We start from the raw sequence: 19,993 nt of genomic DNA, 5'->3' as shown, positions 1-19,993 counted from the left end.
TCCGATCAGTAACGGTCGCCCCGGGGACCGCGACCGCCCCCGGGATACTGCCCGTACGGGTCTATCGGCGCGTCGTCGTCGCGGCGCCGGCCGGGCCGCTGGCCCCGGTAGTCGGGCTCCTGCCCTCCGCGCCGTGGCGGCTCCGCCCGACCGGGCTGACCGCCGTCGCCGCCGTACACACCACCGCCGGGACGGCCACCGCCGCCCTGCGGACGACCGCCACCGCCGCCCTGCGGACGGCCACCGCCACCGGCCGGGGGACGGCCACCGCCACCGGCCGGGGGACGACCTCCACTGGCCGGTGGACGTCCGCCGCCAGCCGGGGGACGGCCACCGCCGCCGTAGACGCCAGCACCGCCGCCGTCCGGTCGCGGCGCACCGTAGCCACCGTCAGCCGAGGCGGGCCGGCCGCCACCGCCGTACACGGCACCACCCGCCGGGGCCGGGCCGCCGCGACCCGCACCACCAGCCGGGGCCGGGCCACCGCGACCCGCACCACCGCCGTAGACCGCGCCGCCGGCCGGCGCGCCGCCCCCGTAGACACCACCCCTGCGGTCATCGTCGGCCGGGAACCCGTCAACGGCGCGGCCCGCGCGCGGGCCGAACGGCTCACCGTCCGGCTCCGACGGGTCGGACGCGTCAGCGGTCGGCGGCCGACGGCGGGCGCGAACGATGCCGAAGATTCCGGCGGCGACCAACAGCAGGCCGATCAGCCCGACCGCCCCGACCAGGTACGTGATGTCGTCGAGGCTCAGCCCGTCGGTCCACGATTTCGAGGCGGCCGGCTTGGCGCCGTCCTCGGGAGCCAGTGGCACGGCGGTCGACGTGGACGGGGTGTAGCCGAGGATGTCGAGCGGCTCGTCTTCGGCGAACCGGCCCGCTTCGGAGACGGTGACGAACGACTTTCCGTCCGAGGTGTAGCTGATGGCCTCGCCGAACGGGTCGGCCAGCGGCGTCACGCGCGGCTTGCTGGTGGTGAGCGCGCCCACGATGTCGCCACCGGTCACGTCGAACTCGAAGGCGTCCGCGTACGTGCGCAGGACCACCCGGGAGCCGTCCGGTGCCCGGGATGCGCCGGTGATGGCGATCCGGCCGAACGTGTTGAGGGTGTTCTCCGTCTGGGTCTTCGGCAGCGTGATGTCGCCGGCCTTACGCATCGGCACCGGGTCGGTGTCGCCACTCTTGAGGGCCGCCGACGGTGTGTAGATCTCGGCCTTGCCGCTGGTCACCTTGGTTATGATCAGCGGTTTTCCGTCGTCGCCGATGAGCAACGCCTCAGCGTCGTGCGGTTTGGCTCCGGGGTAGGAGAGCCGGTGCAGCGTCGGTTCCTTGGTGCCGCTGACCGGCATCGACCAGAGCGCGACGCGGCTGCGGCGCTCCTTCGAGTCGGGGTTGTCACCGGTGTCGGCGATCCAGAGGGTGCGCCCGTCCTTGGACAGGGCGAGATCCTCGGTGTCGAACGGACCCTGCCCCGAGTAGCGGACCGGCTCCTTCGAGATCTTGCACTTGCTGTCGAGGAAGAACACCCGCTTGCGCGCCGGGACGTCGGTGCCGTCATTGATGACGATGAAGCCACTCTTGGTGGCGACCAGCCCGGACAGCTCCCGTAGCCGCTCGTCGGTGATCGTGCATCGCTTCTGGCCAGGGTTCGCGGCGGGCGGCCCGGACGCCCCAGGGGCGGGAGCCGCTGCGGCGACTCCGGCGAGCGCCACGGTTGCCCCGAGCAGGCCGAGGGCAACCGTGACCGAGGAAACAACGCGGCGCATTCGGCCAGTGTCGCATGCCGCGCGTTTCGGGTGGATGACGCCGTGGTCGCTCAGGACCGGCTGCCGGCCGCCTGCCCCTGCCGCTCCACGTCGAACGCCGCGAGCTCCGCCGCCAACTCCGCGCCGACCCGGACGTGCAGCAGAGTGCCCTCCGGCAGGTGCGACGTGCTGAGCACCTCCCCGGTGCGGTGCACCCGGGACACCAGGTCACCCCGGTCGTAGGGCACGACCGCCCGGACCTCGACGGCCGGCTGCGGCAGCCGGTCCTCGATTGCTGAGCGCAGGTCCTCGATGCCCCTGCCGGAGTACGCCGATACGAAGATCGCGTCCGGCCAGAGCCGCTTGAGCCGCAGCAGGGTGTCCTCGTCGGCAGCGTCGATCTTGTTGACCACCAGCAGCTCGGGGAGCCGGTCCGCGCTGACCTCGGCGAGCACCTCGTGCACCGCCCGGACCTGCTCCTCCGGATCCGGGTGGGTGCCGTCGACGACGTGCACCACCAGATCCGCCTCCGCGACCTCCTCCAGCGTCGAGCGGAACGCCTCGACGATCTGGTGCGGGAGGTGCCGGACGAAGCCGACAGTGTCGGAGAGGGTGTAGACCCGCCCGTCCGAGGCGGTGGCCTTACGGGTGGTCGGGTCCAACGTCGCGAACAGCGCGTTCTCCACCAGCACGCGCGCGTCCGTGAGTCGGTTGAGCAGGCTCGACTTGCCGGCGTTGGTGTAGCCCGCGATGGCCACGGCCGGGATCGAGTTGCGGGTGCGTCGGGCACGCTTGGTGACGCGTACCGTCCGCATGTTCTTGATCTCTCGACGCAGCCGGGAGATGCGGTGGCGGATACGCCGCCGGTCGGTCTCCAGCTTGGTTTCACCGGGACCACGCACACCCACACCGCCGCCGGCGCCGCCGCCCCGGCCGGAACCACCGGTCTGCCGGGAGAGCGTCTCACCCCAACCGCGCAGTCGGGGCAGCAGGTACTGGAGCTGGGCCAGCTCGACCTGCGCCTTACCTTCCTTGCTCTTGGCGTGCTGGGCGAAGATGTCGAGGATCAGCGCGGTGCGGTCGACGACCTTGACCTTGGTGCGCTGCTCCAGGTTGCGCAGCTGCGACGGGGACAGCTCACCGTCACAGATGACCGTGTCGGCGCCGGTGGAGAGCACCACCGCGCCAAGATCGTCGACCTTGCCGCGGCCGATGTACGTGGCCGGGTCGGGTCGGGTGCGGCGTTGGATGAGCCCTTCGAGCACCTGCGAACCGGCCGTCTCGGCCAGCGCGGCGAGCTCGGTCAGCGAATTTTCCGCATCGGCGATCGTGCCCTCGGTCCAGACGCCCACCAGGACGACCCGCTCCAGCCGCAGCTGGCGGTATTCCACCTCGGTGACGTCGGTGAGCTCGGTTGACAGGCCCGGGACGCGTCGCAGGGACTGCCGCTCCGACAGCTCCATCTCGCCGGTGGTGACGTCGTCGAGCTCGTCCTCGACGGGGACAAAGCTCTCCTGGTCTCGCAAGCGGTTCTCCTGTCCGTTTTGATAAGTAGAACGTAATCCTGACATGACACAACGCCGAACGCACCTGCTATATGCCCATGGTGAAGGTCGCCAAAAGTGGGGGCGAATGCTGGTCGGCCGCGACAACCCGGTAGAAATGCGGGCGGCGGCCGATCGGCCGCACAGCCGTTACGGAGGGATCCCGTGGCCATCACCCGAATGCCCAGCGCCGGATTTTCGATCACCATTCGGATCGCCGTCACCGCGGACGCCTCCTCGATCGGCCGGCTCACCACCTCCGTCGGCGAGGCGGGGGCGATCGTCACGGCGCTGGACGTGGTGGACTCGGACCCGACCCACGTGATCGTCGACCTGACCTGCGACACCGCCGACGCCGGTCACGCCGACCAGGTGGTCGACGCGCTGACCGCGCTGGACGGCGTGGACGTGCGCAAGGTGTCGGACCGGACGTTCCTCCTGCACCTGGGCGGCAAGATCGAGGTGACCTCGAAGGTCGCGCTGCGCAACCGCGACGAGCTGTCCCGCGCGTACACCCCGGGGGTGGCCCGGGTCTGCATGGCGATCGCCGAGAACCCGGCCGACGCCCGGCGACTGACCATCAAGCGCAACACCGTCGCGGTGGTCAGCGACGGCTCGGCGGTGCTCGGCCTGGGCAACCTCGGCCCGGCCGCGTCGCTGCCGGTGATGGAGGGCAAGGCCGCGCTGTTCAAGCGCTTCGGCGGGGTGGACGCCTGGCCGGTGGTGCTGGACACCCAGGACACCGACGAGATCGTGCAGATCGTCAAGGCGATCGCGCCGGCCTACGGCGGCATCAACCTGGAGGACATCGCCGCGCCGCGCTGCTTCGAGATCGAGGCCCGGCTGCGCGAGGCGCTGGACATCCCGGTCTTCCACGACGATCAGCACGGCACCGCGATCTGCGTGCTGGCCGCGCTCACCAACGCGCTGCGGGTGGTGAGCAAGCGGCTCGAGGACGTCCGGGTGGTCGTCTCCGGCGCCGGCGCGGCCGGCACCGCGATCATGAAGCTGCTGCTGCGCCAGGGCGTCGGCGACATCATCGCGTACGACCGCGAGGGCGCCCTGCACCGCGGGCTGACCGGGCTCAACTCGGCGTGGCAGTGGCTGGCGGAGAACACCAACAAGGAGAACTACTCCGGCGACCTGCCCGGCGCGATCCGCGGCGCCGACGTGTTCATCGGGGTCAGCGCGCCGAACCTGCTCACCGGCGACGACATCGCCCAGATGGCGAAGGACTCGATCGTCTTCGCACTGGCCAACCCGGACCCGGAGGTCGACCCGCGGGAGGCGCGCAAGCACGCCGCCGTGGTCGCCACCGGCCGCTCGGACCAGCCGAACCAGATCAACAACGTGCTCGCGTTCCCCGGGGTGTTCCGCGGCATGCTGGACGCGCACGCCGAGGAGTTCACCGAGGAGATGGCCCTCGCGGCCGCCCGCGCCATCGCCGACGTGGTCGGTGAGGACAAGATCAACCCGACGGTGATCGTGCCGAGCGTCTTCGACTCCCGGGTCGCCCCGGCGGTCGCCGCCGCCGTGCGCGCCGCCGCGCACAACCCGAGCCCGCTCCCGGCCGCCGACCCCGGTCCCGCCGACCTCCCCGAGATCGCCGCGAACGCCAGCGCCACCCCGTAAGGCGCGAACCGCCCACCGCCCACCGCCCACGCCGTTGATCAAGAGGTTTGCGTCAGGAACCACGCGAAACTTGACGCAAACCTCTTGATCAACACGGGCGGGGGTGGGGGCGGGGGGTGGGGGCGGGGCGTCAGGGGTGGGGAGCGGGTCAGGGGCGGAGCGTTGTTGGGTTCAGCTCACCGGTGGCTACCAGGACGGCGGGGCCGGAGAGCCAGCAGGAGTCCGCCGTGACGGTCACCGTCAGGCGGCCGCCGGGCACGTCGACCGCGACCACGCCGGTGTCCCGGCCGGCGTCGCGCAGCGCCACGGTACCCACCGCGCAGGCGCCGGTGCCGCAGGACAGGGTCTCGGCGCTGCCGCGCTCGTACACCCGCATCACTGTGTGCTCGTCGGTGCCGTCGACCGGGTCGCCCGCCACGATGAACTCCACGTTCACCCCGCTCGGGAAGACCGTCGGGTCGAACCCGGGCGCGACGGTCAGGTCCAGCGCCGACAAGTCCACGCCGGCCGGCAGCACGCAGACCAGGTGCGGGTTGCCGACGTCCACCACCGCACCGGTCAGGGTGAGCCCGCCGAGGGTGGCGGCGGAGCTGTCGTACACCTGGGGTCGGCGCATCTCGACGGACACCACGTCGCCCTCGACCAGCGCGCGCACGACGCCGGCCCGGGTGGCCACCGGCAGCGCCGCGCCGGCGGGCGTCGCCAACCCGGTGTCGAGCAGGTAGCGCACGAAGACCCGGGCACCGTTGCCGCACATCTCGGCGAACGAGCCGTCGGCGTTCCAGTAGTCCATGAACCACTCGGCCTCGCCGGCCAGACCCGCGCCGTCCGGATGCTTGGCCGCGCGGACCACCCGCAACACGCCGTCCGCGCCGATGCCCCGCCGCCGGTCACAGAGCGCCGCGACCAGCTCCGGGGTCAGGTCGAGCTGACCGTCCGGGTCGGGAAGGAGGACGAAGTCGTTGCCGGTGCCGTGGCCCTTGGTGAACTCCACAGCCCCATCATCGCGCAGCCGCCGGCACCAGACGCAGGGCGGCCCCGATCAGGTCCGGGGTCGTCGAGTCCAGCCAGTGGATCCGCTGGTCGCGGCGGAACCAGGACCGCTGCCGGCGGACGAAGCGCCGGGTCGCCCGGACCGTCTCGTCGTGCGCCTGCGCCTCGGTCAGCTCACCGGCGAGCAGACGCAGCACCTGCTGGTAGCCCAGCGCCCGACTCGCCGTCCGCCCCTCGGGCAGGCCGCGCCCGACCAGCTCACGGGTCTCCGGCACCAGGCCGTCGGCCCACATCCGGTCGACCCGCAGCGCGATCCGCTCGTCCAGCAGGCCGGTGTCCAGGTCGACGCCGAGCTGCACCGACGGGTAGTACGGCGTGGGCTGCGGCAGCGAGGCGGCGAACGGCGCGCCGGTGAGCTCGATCACCTCCAGGGCCCGGACGATCCGCCGGCCGTTGCCGGGCAGGATGCTGTCCGCGGCGACCGGGTCGGCGGCGCGCAGCCGTGCGTACAACGGGGCCGGGCCGACCTCGGCCAACTCCCGTTCCAGCCGCTCCCGCAGCGCCGCGTCCGTGCCGGGGAACTCGAAGCGCTCCAGCACCGCCCGCACGTACAGCCCGGAGCCACCGACCAGCAGCGGCACCCGCCCCCGGGACAGGATGTCGTCCACCGCCGCGCGGGCCAGTCGCTGGTACTCCGCGACGCTCGCCGGCTCGGTGACCTCCCAGATGTCCAGCAGGTGGTGCGGCACCCCGTCCCGCTCGGCGAGGGTCAGCTTGGCGGTCCCGATGTCCATGCCCCGGTAGAGCTGCATCGAGTCGGCATTGACCACCTCGCCGTCCAGGGCGTGCGCCAACGCGATGCTCAGCGCGGACTTGCCGGCCGCGGTCGGGCCGACCACCGCGACGACCAGGCCTGTCACACCCGCTCCCAGGACGCCACGAAGTAGGCCACCCCGTAGGGGGCGGAGTCGTGCAGCAACTCGCCACGCCACCCGCCACCGGCCGCGCGGGCCGCGCCGGCGAGCACCTGCCAGGGGGCGCGACCGGCTGCCTTCAGCTCCGCCGACACCACCGGGTCGAGGTCGAGCAGGGCGTTCAGGTCCGCGTCGGCCAGCGCCGCGGCAACCCCCTGGTCGTACGGGAGGGCGCGCGCGTCGTCGTACCCGGGTGCTTTCTCTCCCCGGCAGGCCGACCCGTCCCCGAGCACCAGCGACGCCACCCGGTCACCGGCGGCGCCGACCTCGTCGGCGAGCGCGGCCAGCTCGGCCGGGCCGGCGTCGGCGGCCACCTGCACGGCCGTCACCGGCGGTCGGGTGTCGTGACGGGCCAGCAGCCACGCGCCGATGGTCAGGCTCAACGGCAGCACCGCGCCCCGGTCCGATTGGCCTGGCACCAACGGCAGGTACAGGTCGACACCCCAGGGCTGGAGAGAACCGGTCGCCGGGGTGTGGATCGGGCCGGTCACCGGGCCGGTGCCCACCAGCACCACAATGTCCGGATCGGCGGCCAACAGCCGGCGTACGGCGGTGTCACAGGCCGCCCGCAGATCGTCCAGCTCCGGGGCCGCGGAGCCGGCCACCTCGGGCACGAGCAGGGGCGGATGCGGGCAGACGGCGGCGGCGACCAGTGGCACCCGTCCACCGTAGCGGGAATCCCCGGTGCGTCTCCGCGCCGATCCGGTCATTCGGCCCCTAGGACACCGTATGGTCACGGTCGGCGATAGGCGCTCGACGCGGACCGGGTCGGACCTGTGACAATGCCGGAAGCAACTTGGCTGCGCCGTGGCGGCGACGGGGGATCGATCCCTCGACGCCGGGAGAACGAGGATGGGCACATGAGCGACTGGACTGCCTTCGGACGGGTGGACGCGGACGGCACCGTGTACGTCAAGACCACCGAGGGAGAGCGGGTGGTCGGATCCTGGCAGGCGGGAGCACCGGAGGAGGGCCTGGCACACTTCGCCCGTCGCTTCGCCGACCTGGTGACCGAGGTGGACCTGACCGAGGCGCGACTCAAGTCGGGTGCGGCGGACGCCGGGCACTCGTTGAGCACGATCCGGCGGATCCGTGCCTCGCTGCCCGAGGCCAACGTGGTCGGCGACATCGACGCGCTGGCCACCCGCCTGGACAAGCTGGCGACCCTCGCCGAGGAGAAGGCCGGCGAAGCGCGCGCCGCCCGGGACGCCGCTCGCGGCGAGGCCCTGGCCCGCAAGACCGCGCTGGTCGAGGAGGCCGAGAAGCTGGCCGCCGAGTCCACCGGGTGGAAGACCGCCGGGGACCGGCTCAAGGAGATCCTCGACGAGTGGAAGACCATCCGCGGGGTCGACAAGAAGGCCGACGGTGAGCTGTGGAAGCGGTTCGCCGCCGCCCGGGACGGCTTCACCCGCCGCCGGGGCGCCCACTTCGCCTCCCTGGACTCGCAGCGCAAGCAGGCCCAGACCGCCAAGGAGGAGTTGGTCGCCGAAGCGGAGAAGCTCGCGGACTCCACCGACTGGGCCGCCACCGCCAACCAGCTCAAGGACCTGATGACCCAGTGGAAGGCCGCTCCGCGCGCCTCCAAGGAGGCCGAGCAGAAGCTCTGGGAACGGTTCCGGGGTGCGCAGGACGCCTTCTTCAGCCGGCGCAGCGAGGTCTTCTCCGCACGGGACAACGAGCAGCGCGGCAACCTGGAGCGCAAGCAGGCCCTGCTCGCCGAGGCCGAGGCGTTGGACATCGACGCCGACCCGAAGGGCGCCCAGGCCAAGCTGCGGGAGATCCAGGCCCAGTGGCACGAGGCCGGCCGGGTGCCCCGCGAGGCGGCCGCCGGGCTGGAGCGTCGACTGCGCGTCATCGACGACAAGGTCCGTGACGTGATGGACTCGGCGTGGCGCCGCACCACCAAGGAGGACAACCCGCTGCTCGCCCAGATGCGGGCGCAGGTGGCGGAGGCCGAGGACCGGCTGGCCCGGGCGCAGAGCGCCGGGGACGCACGCCGGATCAAGGAGGCTGAGCAGGCCCTCGCCTCCAAGCGGCAGTTCCTCCAACTCGCCGAGCAGGCCGGCTGAGCTGACGACGTCCGGAGCCCCCGGTCCCGCTCGGGACCGGGGGCTCCCGCGTGTCCGCCCCCACCCGCGGCCGTCAAGGTCACCCTCGATCCAGCGGCGCGACGGTGCAGGTTGACGCATTGACGTGGGCTGATCAGAATGAGCGACGGAGCCAGGTAGGGCCACCGGCGCGAGGGCGACGAAGGCGGAACATCCGCCGTCGAGGGTCGCCGGTGAGCTTCCGCGAGTGAGCACGTCCGCGTGACATGGGCCGTCGCGCACTGTCCGCGTACCCCTGGGGGACCGTGACGTGCGGACGGCCGCCCGCCGGCGTCGTTTCTGGACGGCGCCGGACCTCCGAAGTGGAGCTCGAATTGTTCCGTCCGAAAGCTCTCGGCGGCGCGCTGACCGCGCTCGTCACCGTTGCGGCTGGCGTGTTCCTCGCCGCCGCTGTCAGCACCAGCCCGGCCGTGGCCGCCGGCACCGGTACGGGTTATCTGCATACCAGTGGCAACCAGATCGTGGACAGCACCGGTGCGACGGTCCGGTTGACCGGCATCAACTGGTTCGGCATGGAGACCGACAACAAGACCTTCCACGGGCTGTGGTCGAACAACCCATGGCGGGGACAGCTCGACACGATGGCCCGGCTGGGTTACAACACGTTGCGGGTGCCGTACTCGAACGACGCGCTGAAGCCGGGTGCGACCGCCAGTGGGATCAACGACTTCGTCAACCCGGACCTGATCGGGCTGTCGCCGTTGCAGATCCTGGACAAGGTGATCGACTACGCCGGCAGCAAGGGCATGCGGATCATCCTGGACCGGCACCGGCCGACGGCGGCCGGGCAGTCGCCGCTCTGGTACACGTCGACGGTTTCCGAGGCGACCTGGATCAACGACTGGAAGATGCTCGCCCAGCGGTACGCGGGCAACCCGACCGTGATCGGTGCCGACCTGCACAACGAGCCGCACGCGGAGGGCACCAACCCGGCGGCCACCGGCGCGTGCTGGGGCTGTGGCGACACCACCCGGGACTGGCGGCTCGCCGCCGAGCGGGCCGGGAACGCCATCCTCGGCGTCCAGCCCAACTGGTTGATCTTCGTGGAGGGGGTGAGCTGCCCGAGCGGCGGCCTCTCCAACGTCTGGGACGGCGACACCAGCAACGACGAGGACTGCGGTTGGTGGGGCGGCAACCTGTCGAAGGCGGGTCAGTTCCCGGTCCGACTGAGCGTGGCGAACCGGTTGGTCTACTCGCCGCACGAGTACGCCACCTCGGTGTACCGGCAGACCTGGTTCGACGCCCCGGACTACCCGGCGAACATGCCGGCCATCTGGGACAAGTACTTCGGTTACCTCTACAAGCAGAACATCGCTCCGATCATGATGGGCGAGTTCGGCAGCACCCTGGTCGACCCGAAGGACAAGGTGTGGCTGGAGAAGCTGATGGCGTACACCGGGACCGGGGTGACCGGGATGTCCTTCACCTACTGGTCGTGGAACCCCAACTCGGGTGACACCGGCGGTATCGCGTTGGACGACTGGACCAACGTCAACACCGCCAAGCAGGCGATCCTCCAGCCGTACCTGATCGCGCCGTCCGGTGGCGGCACCAGCGGGCCGCCGACCGGTGGACCGACGGACCCACCGACCGGCGCCTGCACGGCCACCTACCGGCAGGTCAACGCCTGGCAGGGCGGCTTCCAGGGCGAGTTGACAGTGAAGAACACCGGCTCGGGCGCGGTGAACCCGTGGTCGGTCACCTGGAGCTGGCCGTCCGGGGTGACGTTGGGCAGTGGCTGGAACGCCACCGTCACGCAGTCCGGTACGACGGTCACCGCGGCGGCTCCGAGCCACGCTCCGTCTCTGCCGGCGGGCGGGTCGGTCACCGTGGGCTTCACCGCCAACGGCACGGCCAGCGCGCCGGGCACTGTGAAACTCAGCGGCACCGGCTGCTGATCCACCGGGACGGCCGGTGCGCTGCTGCCGGGACGGCCGGTGTGCACCGCATCGGCCGTCCCGGCCGTTTACATTCAGAACCTTCTATGTTCTTATCGGGAAAGCGCTTGCCTCTTTGTCGGTGAGCGCGAGCGCGGGAGCCGCTTTCCTTCACGAACCTGCACTGGCGGGCCCGAGGACCACTGGTCCCGGCCGAGATTCGCCGCCCACGGGCATGGGCGTCGCGACACCTCCGTCCGCCTCACCGAAAGGAAGCAGCATGCGCACAGGACGGCGTCGAATGACGCTGATCGCCACCACGGCCGCAGCCACCGCCACCCTGGTCACCGCCGGGCTGTTGACCTCCGTGTCCGCCCAGGCGGCCGCCGGCTGCCAGGTGGCCTACTCGGTCGCCAGCCAGTGGCCGGGCGGGTTCACCGGCAACGTCACAGTCACCAACCTCGGCGACCCGGTCTCCGGGTGGACGCTGCGCTGGTCGTACGGGGCCGGCCAGCAGGTCAGCCAGGCGTGGGGCGCCACCGCCTCGCAGAGCGGCAACCAGGTCTCCGCGACAAACGTCGACTACAACGGCAGTCTGGCTACCAACGCCAGCGCCACGTTCGGCTTCAACGCGAGCTGGAACAACTCCAGCAACCCGGCTCCGAGCAGCTTCAGCCTGAACAACGTCGCCTGCACCGGCAGCACCACACCGACCACCCCGCCGCCGACCACCCCGCCGCCGACCACCCCGCCGCCGACCACCCCGCCGCCGACCACCCCGCCACCGTCCAGCACTCCCCCGCCCAGCACACAGCCGCCGTCAACACTGGTCGGCTGGGCCACCCAGAACGGCGGCACCACCGGTGGCGGCAACGCCGCCACCACCACCGTCACCACCGCCTCGGCGTTGACCAGCGCGCTGAACGCGACCGGCGCCGCGGTGATCCGGGTGTCCGGAACGATCACCTGCTCGGGCATGCTGCGGGTCCGGTCCAACAAGACCATCCTCGGCAACTACGGCGCGACCATCGCCGGCTGCGGGTTCAACGTCAGCGGCGACCGCAACGTGATCATCCGCAACCTGACCTTCCGTAGCTGGAACGACGACGCGATCAACGTGCAGGAGTCGGCCACCAACATCTGGATCGACCACAACAGCTTCAGCAACGGGTACGACGGCGCCGTCGACATCAAGCGCGGCTCGGACTTCGTCACCGTCTCATGGAACCGGGTCTTCAGCCACGACAAGACCATGCTGCTCGGTCACAGCGACGACAACGCCAGCCAGGACGTCGGTCACCTGCGGGTGAGCTACCACCACAACTGGTTCGACGGCAGCAACCAGCGCAACCCCCGGGTGCGCTTCGGCAACCCGGTGCACGTGTACAACAACTACTACCGGGCCAACGGCGGCTACGGCGTGGCGTCCACCGAGAATGCCGGGGTGCTCGTCGAGGGCAACTACTTCGAGAACGTCGACGACCCGTACCACCTCGGTGAGGGGGACTCGGGGCCCGGCAGCCTGGTCGCCCGCAACAACCACTTCGTCAACTCGCCCACCGGCCAGGCCGGCGGCAGCGTGGCCAGCATCCCGTACTCCTACCAGCTGGACACCGCGAGCACCGTCAAGTCCATCGTGACGGCGGGCGCCGGCGCCGGCCGGATCACCGTCTGACTCAGCCCTGCGCGGAAGGGCCCCTCGTCCAGGGGCCCTTCCGTGCGGTCAGTGGGTGGCGCAGCCAGCGGCGGGGGCAGTCACGACCGGCGGTGCGCCGATCGTCGGCAGACCGAGCAACACCCCAGGGGTACGCGGGGAGCGACCCGCCTCGGCCGCGTCACCGGCCCGGGTGCGACGGTGCGCCACCGGCGCTCCGTCGGCGTTGAGGTGGTGCGGCGCGGCGTACGTGATGGTGGTGTGCACGATGTCCCCCGGCCGGATCTGACCAGCGAGGGACTCCCCGTCGGCGGTCTCGGTCGCGAAGTGCACCAGTCGACCGTCGCGGGCCCGACCGGACATCCGGCCGGTCCGCTCGTCCTTGCGGCCCTCGCCGACCGCGACCAGCACCTCGACGGTCTCACCGACGAGGCGCTTGTTCTCCGCCCAGGTGATCTCCTCGACGCAGGTGATCAACCGCTCGTAGCGCTCCTGCACGACCTGCTTGGGCAGCTGATCGTCCATGGTCGCGGCGGGGGTGCCGGGACGCTTCGAGTACTGGAAGGTGAAGGCCGAGGAGAACCGGGCCTCCCGGACCACGTCCAGGGTGCGCTGGAAGTCGGCCTCGGTCTCACCAGGAAAGCCGACGATGATGTCGGTGGTGATCGCCGCGTCCGGCATCGCCGCGCGGACCTTCTCGATGATCCCCAGGTAGCGCTCGGAGCGGTAGGACCGGCGCATCGCCCGGAGCACGTCGTCGGAGCCGGACTGCAACGGCATGTGCAGCGAGTGGCAGACGTTCGGCGTCTCGGCCATCGCGGCGATCACGTCGTCGGTGAAGTCCTTCGGGTGCGGGCTGGTGAACCGCACGCGCTCCAACCCGTCGATGTCGCCGCAGGCCCGCAGCAGCTTGCCGAACGCGTACCGGTCGCCGAACTCCACACCGTAGGAGTTGACGTTCTGCCCGAGCAGGGTCACCTCCAGCACGCCCTCGTCGACCAGGGCGCGCACCTCGGAGAGGATGTCGCCGGGGTGCCGGTCCTTCTCCTTGCCGCGCAGTGCCGGCACGATGCAGAACGTGCAGGTGTTGTTGCATCCCACCGAGATCGACACCCAGCCGGCGTAGGTGGACTCGCGGCGGGTGGGCAGCGTGGACGGGAAGACGTCGAGGGACTCCAGGATCTCCACCTCGGCGGCGGCGTTGTGCCGGGCCCGCTCCAACAGCACCGGCAGCGCGCCGATGTTGTGGGTGCCGAAGACCACGTCCACCCAGGGGGCCTTACGGACGATGTCGCCCCGATCCTTCTGGGCGAGGCAGCCGCCGACCGCAATCTGCATCCCGGGGTGCTTGTCCTTGACCGGGCGCAGACGACCGAGGTTGCCGTAAAGCCGGTTGTCCGCATTTTCCCGCACCGCGCAGGTGTTGAAGACCACGATGTCCGGGGTGTCGTCGCCAGCGGGTGCACGCTCGTATCCCGCCTGCTCAAGCAGGCCGGAGATGCGTTCGGAGTCGTGCACGTTCATCTGGCAGCCGTACGTGACGACGTTGTAGGTCCTAGCCACCCTGTTGGTGCCCCTTCCCCTCGGGCTACCAGGGTAGCGGCCCGGTCCGGGAGGACCTCCGACCGGCATTGTCCGTCCCGCGGCGTCGGCCCGGCGATGTCATCGTTGTGCGAGTAGCGCACCAACCGAGGAGGAACTCACATGTGCCGGAGCATCAAGACGCTGCGTGAGCCGTTCACCCCGCAGGTGACCGACGCGGACGTCGAGGCGGCAGCGTTGCAGTACGTCCGGAAGATCTCTGGCTTCCGGGCGCCCGCCGCGCACAACGCCGCCGCGTTCGACGCCGCGGTGGCCGCCGTGGCCGAGGCGACGCGCACCCTGCTCGACCAACTGGTGGTGCGGGGTGGCGGATCGGGCACCACCGACCGGTCCGCCACCGCCGCCAGCTGATCGCCGCTGGCCGGCACGGCACCCGGCCGGGCCTGACCCTGGAGAGGGTCAGGCCGCAGCGAGCGCCGGGGCGACGGTGTCGGGCGCCCAGCGCGAGCGGTGGCACTGCGACCAGCCCCGACAACCCGGGTCACCCAGCGAGCAGAGCCGCAGCCTGCTGAGCACCTCACCGTCCTCAGTGTCCCGCACGTCGAAGTGCACCGGACGGACAGTGCCGTCCGGAGCGACGAGCAGGTGCCGGCCCGCGTCGAGCGTGTCGTCGCGCAGCAGGCAGTTGCGGCCCAGCAATCGGGCCAGTGCGGCGATGCTCGCGTGCTCGGAGAGCTGCTCGGGCACCCCGTAGCAGTCCACCACCGTCGCGAACTCGCCCGGCGCCTGCCAGACGTCACACACCACCGCGTACGCCGGCAGCCGCGCCGGGTCGGCCACGGCCAGCGGCATCACCACCCGACCAAGCGCTTCCGCCAGCGCCGGGTAGACCTCCACGGGTTGAGCCCCGTCGATTCTCCAGTTCCACAGCTCGGTCATTCCGCCTCCTCGCTGCGTTCGTCCCCACCGGCCTCCGGATCGGGCCTTACACACGATGGTGGGGGGCATTTGACCCCAGCCGGGGGCAAGTTACCGGTCTGTGACCATTCCGGGCAAAATTTCCCTGAGCGGCATTGCTCGGAGTAGCGGGAAGGTGACAGTTTATCGGGTATGGTGCGCCATCCGCGCCACCGCCACCGCGTGTCCTCCCGCGGTCGGCCGCCCCCGGTCAGCGCAGGACGACCAGGTGCTCCCCCCGGGGCAGCAGCTCGCCCACCACCGGAGCGCCGGGCACCTCGCCGGCGACCAGCAGGCCGCCGGAGGTCTGCGCGTCGGCCAGCAGCAGCCGCTCCGCCTCGTCCGCCGCGCCGAAGTCGGTCCACGGGGTCACCCACTCCAGGTTGCGCCGGCTGCCGCCGCTGACGAACCCGTCGCGCAGCGCCTCGCGGGCGCCGGACAGATAGGGCACCCGGGCGGTGTCGATGGCCACCGTGACCTGGCTGGCCCGGGCCAGCTTCGAGGCGTGCCCGAGCAGCCCGAACCCGGTCACGTCGGTGCCGCACCGGATACCGGCGGCGACCGCCGCGTGGGCGGCCTCCCGATTGAGCGCGCTCATCGTGGCCACCGCCTCCGGGAAGCTTTCCCCGGTCGCCTTGTGCCGGGTGTTCAGCACGCCCACCCCGAGCGGCTTGGTCAGCGACAACGGCATCCCGGCCCGCCCGGCGTCGAGGGTGATCAGCTCCTCCGGTCGGACAGTGCCGGTGACCGCGAGACCGTACTTCGGGCCGTCGTCGTCCACGCTGTGCCCGCCGGCCAGGTGACAGCCGGCCTCCCGCGCCACGTCCTGGCCGCCGCGCAGCACCTCACGGGCCAACTCCAGCGGCAGCACGTCGCGCGGCCAGCAGAGCAGGTTGAGCGCCACCAGCGGGGTGCCGCCCATCGCGTACACGTCGGAGAGCGCGTTGGCCGCGGCGATCCGACCCCAGTCGTACGCGTCGTCGACCACCGGGGTGAAGAAGTCGGCGGTGCTGACCAGGCCGGTCCGCTCGTCCAGGCGTACCACCGCCGCGTCGTCGCCATGGTCCAACCCGACCAGCAACTCGGCGGTGCCGGTCGCCGGGCCGAGACCGGCCACCATGATCTCCAGCTCGCCCGGCGGGATCTTGCAGGCGCAGCCACCGCCGCGGGCGTACTTGGTCAACCGTACGGGTTCGGTCATCCACCCATGATCGCGACAAGGCGCCACGATCGCCACCGCGACCACCCATCCGGTGACCAAAATCGGACGCCCGAGAACGATCGTGACCGGTGTTACCGCTCCGTGACCCGCTGGGTTGCGTTCTGCCACATCAGGCCGCCTACAGTGGCCGCACCGGGGGTCAACCGACCCCGATCCGGGAGACGACAGGGGACGGTGGACGACGTGACGACGGGCGAACCGCTCATCGTGCTGGACGCGGTCAACAAGTGGTTCGGGCCGCTGCACGTGCTGGACGACGTCTCACTGTCGGTGGGTCGGGGCGAGGTGGTCGTGGTGATCGGCCCGTCCGGCTCCGGCAAGTCGACGCTGTGCCGCGCCATCAACCGACTGGAACCGATCAACTCGGGCACCATCACCTTCGACGGTCAGCCGCTGCCGGCCGAGGGCAAGCCCCTCGCGAAGCTGCGCAGCGAGGTGGGCATGGTCTTCCAGTCGTTCAACCTCTTCGCGCACAAGACCATCCTGGAGAACGTCACCCTCGGCCCGATCAAGGTCCGCAAGGAGAAGCCGACCGCCGCCCGCGAGCGCGGCCTGGCCCTGCTGGACCGGGTCGGCATCGCCAACCAGGCGGACAAGTTCCCGGCCCAACTCTCCGGCGGTCAGCAGCAGCGGGCGGCCATCGCCCGAGCACTGGCCATGCAGCCCAAGGCGATGCTCTTCGACGAGCCGACCAGCGCCCTGGACCCGGAGATGGTCGGCGAGGTGCTCGACGTGATGACCTCGCTGGCCAGCGACGGCATGACGATGGTCGTGGTGACCCACGAGATGGGCTTCGCCCGGCACGCGGCGAACCGGGTCATCTTCATGGCCGACGGGCAACTGGTCGAGGACGCCCCACCGGCGGAGTTCTTCGCGAACCCGCGCAGCGAGCGGGCCCGAGACTTCCTCTCCAAGATCCTCACGCACTAGGCGTCCGTAGTGGAGCGCGCCGTACTCGGTGGGCTCCGTTGAAGAAGGAGAAGAGTATGCGTATCAAGCGCGTTGCGGCAGTCGCCGCGGTCGCCGCTCTGGCGCTCGGCCTCACCGCCTGTGGCGGCGATGACGGCGGGGACACCGGTGCTGGCAGCAAGTCCTTCACCGCCGGCACCACCATGGAGAAGCTGAACAAGGCCCAGAAGATCAAGGTCGGCACCAAGTTCGACCAGCCCGGCTTCGGCCTGAAGGGCCTCTCCGGCAAGCCGGAGGGCTTCGACGTCGAGATCGCCAAGATCATCGTCAAGGAGCTCGGCATCCCCGAGGACAAGATCGAGTGGGTCGAGGCCCCGTCGAAGGTCCGCGAGGACGTGATCGTCAACGGCACTGTCGACCTGGTCGCCGCGACCTACACGATCAACGACAAGCGCAAGGAGCGGATCGCCTTCGCGGGCCCGTACTACGAGGCCGGCCAGAACATCCTGGTCAAGAAGGACGACACGACCATCACCGGTCCGGACTCGTTCAAGGACGGCACCAAGAAGGTCTGCTCCGTCACCGGCTCCACCCCGGCCGAGACGATCAAGCAGTACGTCAAGGACGTCGGCACCCAGCTGGTGCTCTTCGACACCTACGACAAGTGCCGCGACGCCCTCAAGGGTGGCCAGGTCGACGCCGTCACCACTGACAACGTGATCCTGCTCGGCTACATCGCCAAGGACGAGGCGTCCTTCAAGCTGGCCGGCAGCAACTTCACCAAGGAGCCGTACGGCATCGGTGTGAAGAAGGAGGACGCGGACTTCCGCAGCTTCATCAACGACACGCTGGACAAGGCGGTCTCGGACGGTAGCTGGAAGAAGGCCTGGGACGACACCGCCGGCAAGTTCGGCGCGGAACTGGGCTCGGCGCCCACCATCAACCGCTACTGATCTGATCCTTCGATCTGGAGGGTGGGGAGGAACACCGAGCCGTGAACGTGCTCATCGACAAGTTCGACGTCTTTGCGGGTGGTTTCTGGCTCACCCTCCAGATCTGCATCCTCGCCGCGATCGGCGCCCTCGTCCTGGGCGCCATCGTGGCGGTGCTGCGCATCTCACCGGTGCCGCCGCTGCGCGCGGTCGGCACCAGTTACGTGAACGTCTTCCGCAACATGCCACTGACTGTGGTGATGTTCTTCGCCGCGTTCGGCCTGCCGGCGCTCGGCTCCAACGCGGACTTCCTCCGCATCCCGGTGCTCGACTCGCTGTTCACCCGGCTCGGCACCGACCTTCCGTACTTCCGGTTCGCACTGATCGCCCTGGTGCTCTACACCGCGGCGTTCGTCTGCGAGGCGCTGCGATCCGGGGTGAACGCGGTGCCCGCCGGCCAGGCGGAGGCGGCGCGGTCACTGGGCCTGACCTTCGGGCAGAACCTGCGGTACGTGGTGTTGCCGCAGTCGTGGAAGGCCTCCATCGTGCCGCTCGGCTCGGTGATCATCGCGATGATCAAGAACTCGGCGCTGGTCGGCTTCTTCGGGGTGGTCGGTGACCTGTCGGCCACTGCCGACCAGCTCACCTCGGCCGAGGGCTACGCCTTCGTCCCGGTCGCCATCGGCATCTCGCTCGGCTATCTGATCATGACCGTGCCGCTCGGCGCCCTGCTGGACCGGATCGAGAAGCGACAGGCGGTGGCCCGATGAGTCAGCAGACCAGCGTCCTCTACGACATCCCCGGCCCCCGGCAGCGGCGGATCACCCTGATCAGCAGCCTCGTCGCCAGCGTGGTCCTGCTCGTCGGGGCGTACTTCCTGATCTACCGGCCCCTGGACGAGAACGGCCAGCTCTCGATGGAGCTGTGGGGCCCGCTGATCGACCCCTCCAACGAGAATTTCTCCCAGGTGTGGGAGCGGATCGGCCTCGGTTTCAAGAACACCCTGTTCGCGGCGGCCCTGGCCATCGTCTCCTCGCTGGTGATCGGCACGCTGCTCGCCGTGTTGCGGATCCAGCTCAAGAGCCTGACCCGACGGCGGTTCGTCGGCGCGGCGACGCCGCTGGCGTACCTGCTGCGCGGGCTGAGCGCGCTGCTGTCGGCGATCACCCGCGTCTGCGTCGAGGTGTTCCGCGGCCTGCCCGTCGTGATCACCATCTTCTTCGTGGCCCGCGGATTCCCCGAGTTCGGCCTCTACTTCGACAACCTCTGGTACCTGGTCATCGGCCTCACCATCTACAACTCGGTGGTGATCGGCGAGATCCTCCGCTCCGGCATGGAGGGGCTGCCGGGCGGTCAGGCGGAGGCCGCTGAAGCCATCGGGCTCTCCCCGACGCAGACCACCCGGATGATCCTGCTACCGCAGGCGTTCCGGATCATGCTGCCGGCACTGATCAGCCAGCTGGTCGTGGTCCTCAAGGACACCTCGCTGGGGTTCATCATCAGCTACGAGGAAACCCTGAACATCGGCAAGCAGATCATCGGCGCGCTGGGCAACCCGATCCAGGTCTACGTCGTGATCGCCGTACTCTTCATCGTGGTGAACTACTCGCTGTCGAAGCTCGCCCAGTACGTCCAACGGCGGCTCGCCCGCGGCCGCAAGACCGCCGGCACCCCGGCACAGAACCCGCCCGCGGCGGCCCTGATCTCCCAGGCCGAGGGCGGGGGCGGCGGAGGCGGAGGCGGAGGCGGCGCCTGAGCCACTCCACACCGACCAGAAGGCCCGAAGGCCGCCCCGAGTAATCCGGGGCGGCCTTCGGTCATCTGCGCGGGTTGTGCGTGTCGCGCCGTTCCGCGCGCGGACGCTGCGGGAGGGTGATCGACTCGGTTCTCAGGAAATCGCGGTG

General features: G+C 70.6%; 17 protein-coding genes. 9 read left to right on the top strand and 8 right to left on the bottom strand.

What is annotated here, in order from left to right; genetic code table 11:
- Nucleotides 1–5: 5 nt before the first annotated feature.
- Together GA0070561_RS33935 and hflX are read right to left on the bottom strand one after the other, a co-directional pair.
- Nucleotides 6–1,766: a hypothetical protein gene (locus GA0070561_RS33935; RefSeq protein WP_091400538.1), complete on the bottom strand. Its 1,761-nt coding sequence runs from the start codon at nt 1,764–1,766 to the stop codon at nt 6–8.
- Between the two features lie 50 nt (nt 1,767–1,816).
- A complete protein-coding gene (gene hflX, locus GA0070561_RS13880; RefSeq protein ID WP_091400536.1) occupies nt 1,817–3,271 on the bottom strand; it encodes a GTPase HflX in 1,455 nt (484 codons plus the stop codon).
- A 183-nt stretch (nt 3,272–3,454) separates the two neighbouring features.
- On the opposite strand from hflX, the gene GA0070561_RS13875 reads away from it, so the two are divergent.
- Complete coding sequence (locus GA0070561_RS13875) at nt 3,455–4,921, top strand: NAD-dependent malic enzyme (protein ID WP_091400534.1); 1,467 nt, start codon at nt 3,455–3,457, stop codon at nt 4,919–4,921.
- 148 nt (nt 4,922–5,069) lie between these two features.
- On the opposite strand, the gene dapF is transcribed toward GA0070561_RS13875, so the two are convergent.
- The 3 genes from dapF to GA0070561_RS13860 are packed head-to-tail and all read right to left on the bottom strand — an operon-like array spanning nt 5,070 to nt 7,598.
- Nucleotides 5,070–5,915, bottom strand: a complete 846-nt coding sequence (gene dapF / locus GA0070561_RS13870) for a diaminopimelate epimerase (protein WP_091400532.1) — start codon at nt 5,913–5,915, stop codon at nt 5,070–5,072.
- Between the two features lie 7 nt (nt 5,916–5,922).
- Nucleotides 5,923–6,846 carry a tRNA (adenosine(37)-N6)-dimethylallyltransferase MiaA gene (miaA, locus tag GA0070561_RS13865; protein ID WP_373861636.1) on the bottom strand — a complete coding sequence of 308 codons (924 nt, stop codon included), beginning with the start codon at nt 6,844–6,846 and terminating at the stop codon, nt 5,923–5,925.
- The gene (locus tag GA0070561_RS13860) at nt 6,831–7,598 is read right to left on the bottom strand and encodes a class III extradiol ring-cleavage dioxygenase family protein (RefSeq protein WP_091400530.1); all 768 of its coding nucleotides are present in this window, start codon (nt 7,596–7,598) and stop codon (nt 6,831–6,833) included. Before GA0070561_RS13860 ends, miaA begins: the two co-directional genes overlap by 16 nt.
- Nucleotides 7,599–7,748: 150 nt before the next feature.
- On the opposite strand from GA0070561_RS13860, the gene GA0070561_RS13855 reads away from it, so the two are divergent.
- From GA0070561_RS13855 to GA0070561_RS13845, 3 genes are all read left to right on the top strand, one after another.
- A complete protein-coding gene (locus GA0070561_RS13855) occupies nt 7,749–8,957 on the top strand; it encodes a DUF349 domain-containing protein (RefSeq protein ID WP_091400528.1) in 1,209 nt (402 codons plus the stop codon).
- Nucleotides 8,958–9,310: 353 nt separating this feature from the next.
- A complete protein-coding gene (locus GA0070561_RS13850; RefSeq protein ID WP_091402055.1) occupies nt 9,311–10,894 on the top strand; it encodes a cellulase family glycosylhydrolase in 1,584 nt (527 codons plus the stop codon).
- 259 nt (nt 10,895–11,153) lie between these two features.
- Nucleotides 11,154–12,548, top strand: a complete 1,395-nt coding sequence (locus GA0070561_RS13845; RefSeq protein WP_091400526.1) for a pectate lyase family protein — start codon at nt 11,154–11,156, stop codon at nt 12,546–12,548.
- A 48-nt stretch (nt 12,549–12,596) separates the two neighbouring features.
- Here the strand turns inward: GA0070561_RS13845 and miaB are convergent, their stop codons facing one another.
- On the bottom strand, nt 12,597–14,090 hold the full coding sequence (gene miaB / locus GA0070561_RS13840; protein WP_091400524.1) for a tRNA (N6-isopentenyl adenosine(37)-C2)-methylthiotransferase MiaB: 1,494 nt from the start codon (nt 14,088–14,090) through the stop codon (nt 12,597–12,599).
- A 141-nt stretch (nt 14,091–14,231) separates the two neighbouring features.
- Here miaB and GA0070561_RS13835 point away from each other — a divergent pair, with 141 nt between their 5' ends.
- Nucleotides 14,232–14,480: a DUF2277 family protein gene (locus GA0070561_RS13835; protein ID WP_091400522.1), complete on the top strand. Its 249-nt coding sequence runs from the start codon at nt 14,232–14,234 to the stop codon at nt 14,478–14,480.
- 48 nt (nt 14,481–14,528) lie between these two features.
- On the opposite strand, the gene GA0070561_RS13830 is transcribed toward GA0070561_RS13835, so the two are convergent.
- Both GA0070561_RS13830 and selD read right to left on the bottom strand, forming a co-directional pair.
- Nucleotides 14,529–15,008, bottom strand: coding sequence for a hypothetical protein (locus tag GA0070561_RS13830; RefSeq protein ID WP_091400520.1), 480 nt, complete (start codon nt 15,006–15,008; stop codon nt 14,529–14,531).
- A 229-nt stretch (nt 15,009–15,237) separates the two neighbouring features.
- Nucleotides 15,238–16,227: a selenide, water dikinase SelD gene (selD, locus tag GA0070561_RS13825; protein WP_091400518.1), complete on the bottom strand. Its 990-nt coding sequence runs from the start codon at nt 16,225–16,227 to the stop codon at nt 15,238–15,240.
- Nucleotides 16,228–16,422: 195 nt separating this feature from the next.
- On the opposite strand from selD, the gene GA0070561_RS13820 reads away from it, so the two are divergent.
- From GA0070561_RS13820 to GA0070561_RS13805, 4 genes are read left to right on the top strand one after another with little or no spacing between them, the layout of a single operon-like run.
- Nucleotides 16,423–17,178 carry an amino acid ABC transporter ATP-binding protein gene (locus tag GA0070561_RS13820; RefSeq protein WP_091400517.1) on the top strand — a complete coding sequence of 252 codons (756 nt, stop codon included), beginning with the start codon at nt 16,423–16,425 and terminating at the stop codon, nt 17,176–17,178.
- Between the two features lie 56 nt (nt 17,179–17,234).
- Entirely contained in the window at nt 17,235–18,110 is an 876-nt protein-coding gene (locus tag GA0070561_RS13815) for a glutamate ABC transporter substrate-binding protein (protein WP_091400515.1), read from the top strand.
- A gap of 41 nt (nt 18,111–18,151) precedes the next feature.
- A complete protein-coding gene (locus tag GA0070561_RS13810) occupies nt 18,152–18,859 on the top strand; it encodes an amino acid ABC transporter permease (RefSeq protein WP_091400513.1) in 708 nt (235 codons plus the stop codon).
- Nucleotides 18,856–19,845, top strand: a complete 990-nt coding sequence (locus GA0070561_RS13805; protein ID WP_091400511.1) for an amino acid ABC transporter permease — start codon at nt 18,856–18,858, stop codon at nt 19,843–19,845. Before GA0070561_RS13810 ends, GA0070561_RS13805 begins: the two co-directional genes overlap by 4 nt.
- Nucleotides 19,846–19,993: the final 148 nt, after the last annotated feature.

The sequence above is a fragment of the Micromonospora saelicesensis genome, assembly GCF_900091575.1.
GTDB lineage: Bacteria > Actinomycetota > Actinomycetes > Mycobacteriales > Micromonosporaceae > Micromonospora > Micromonospora saelicesensis.
The sequence above is the reverse complement of the archived record's forward strand: the minus strand, read 5'-3'. Positions and strand labels throughout refer to the sequence as shown.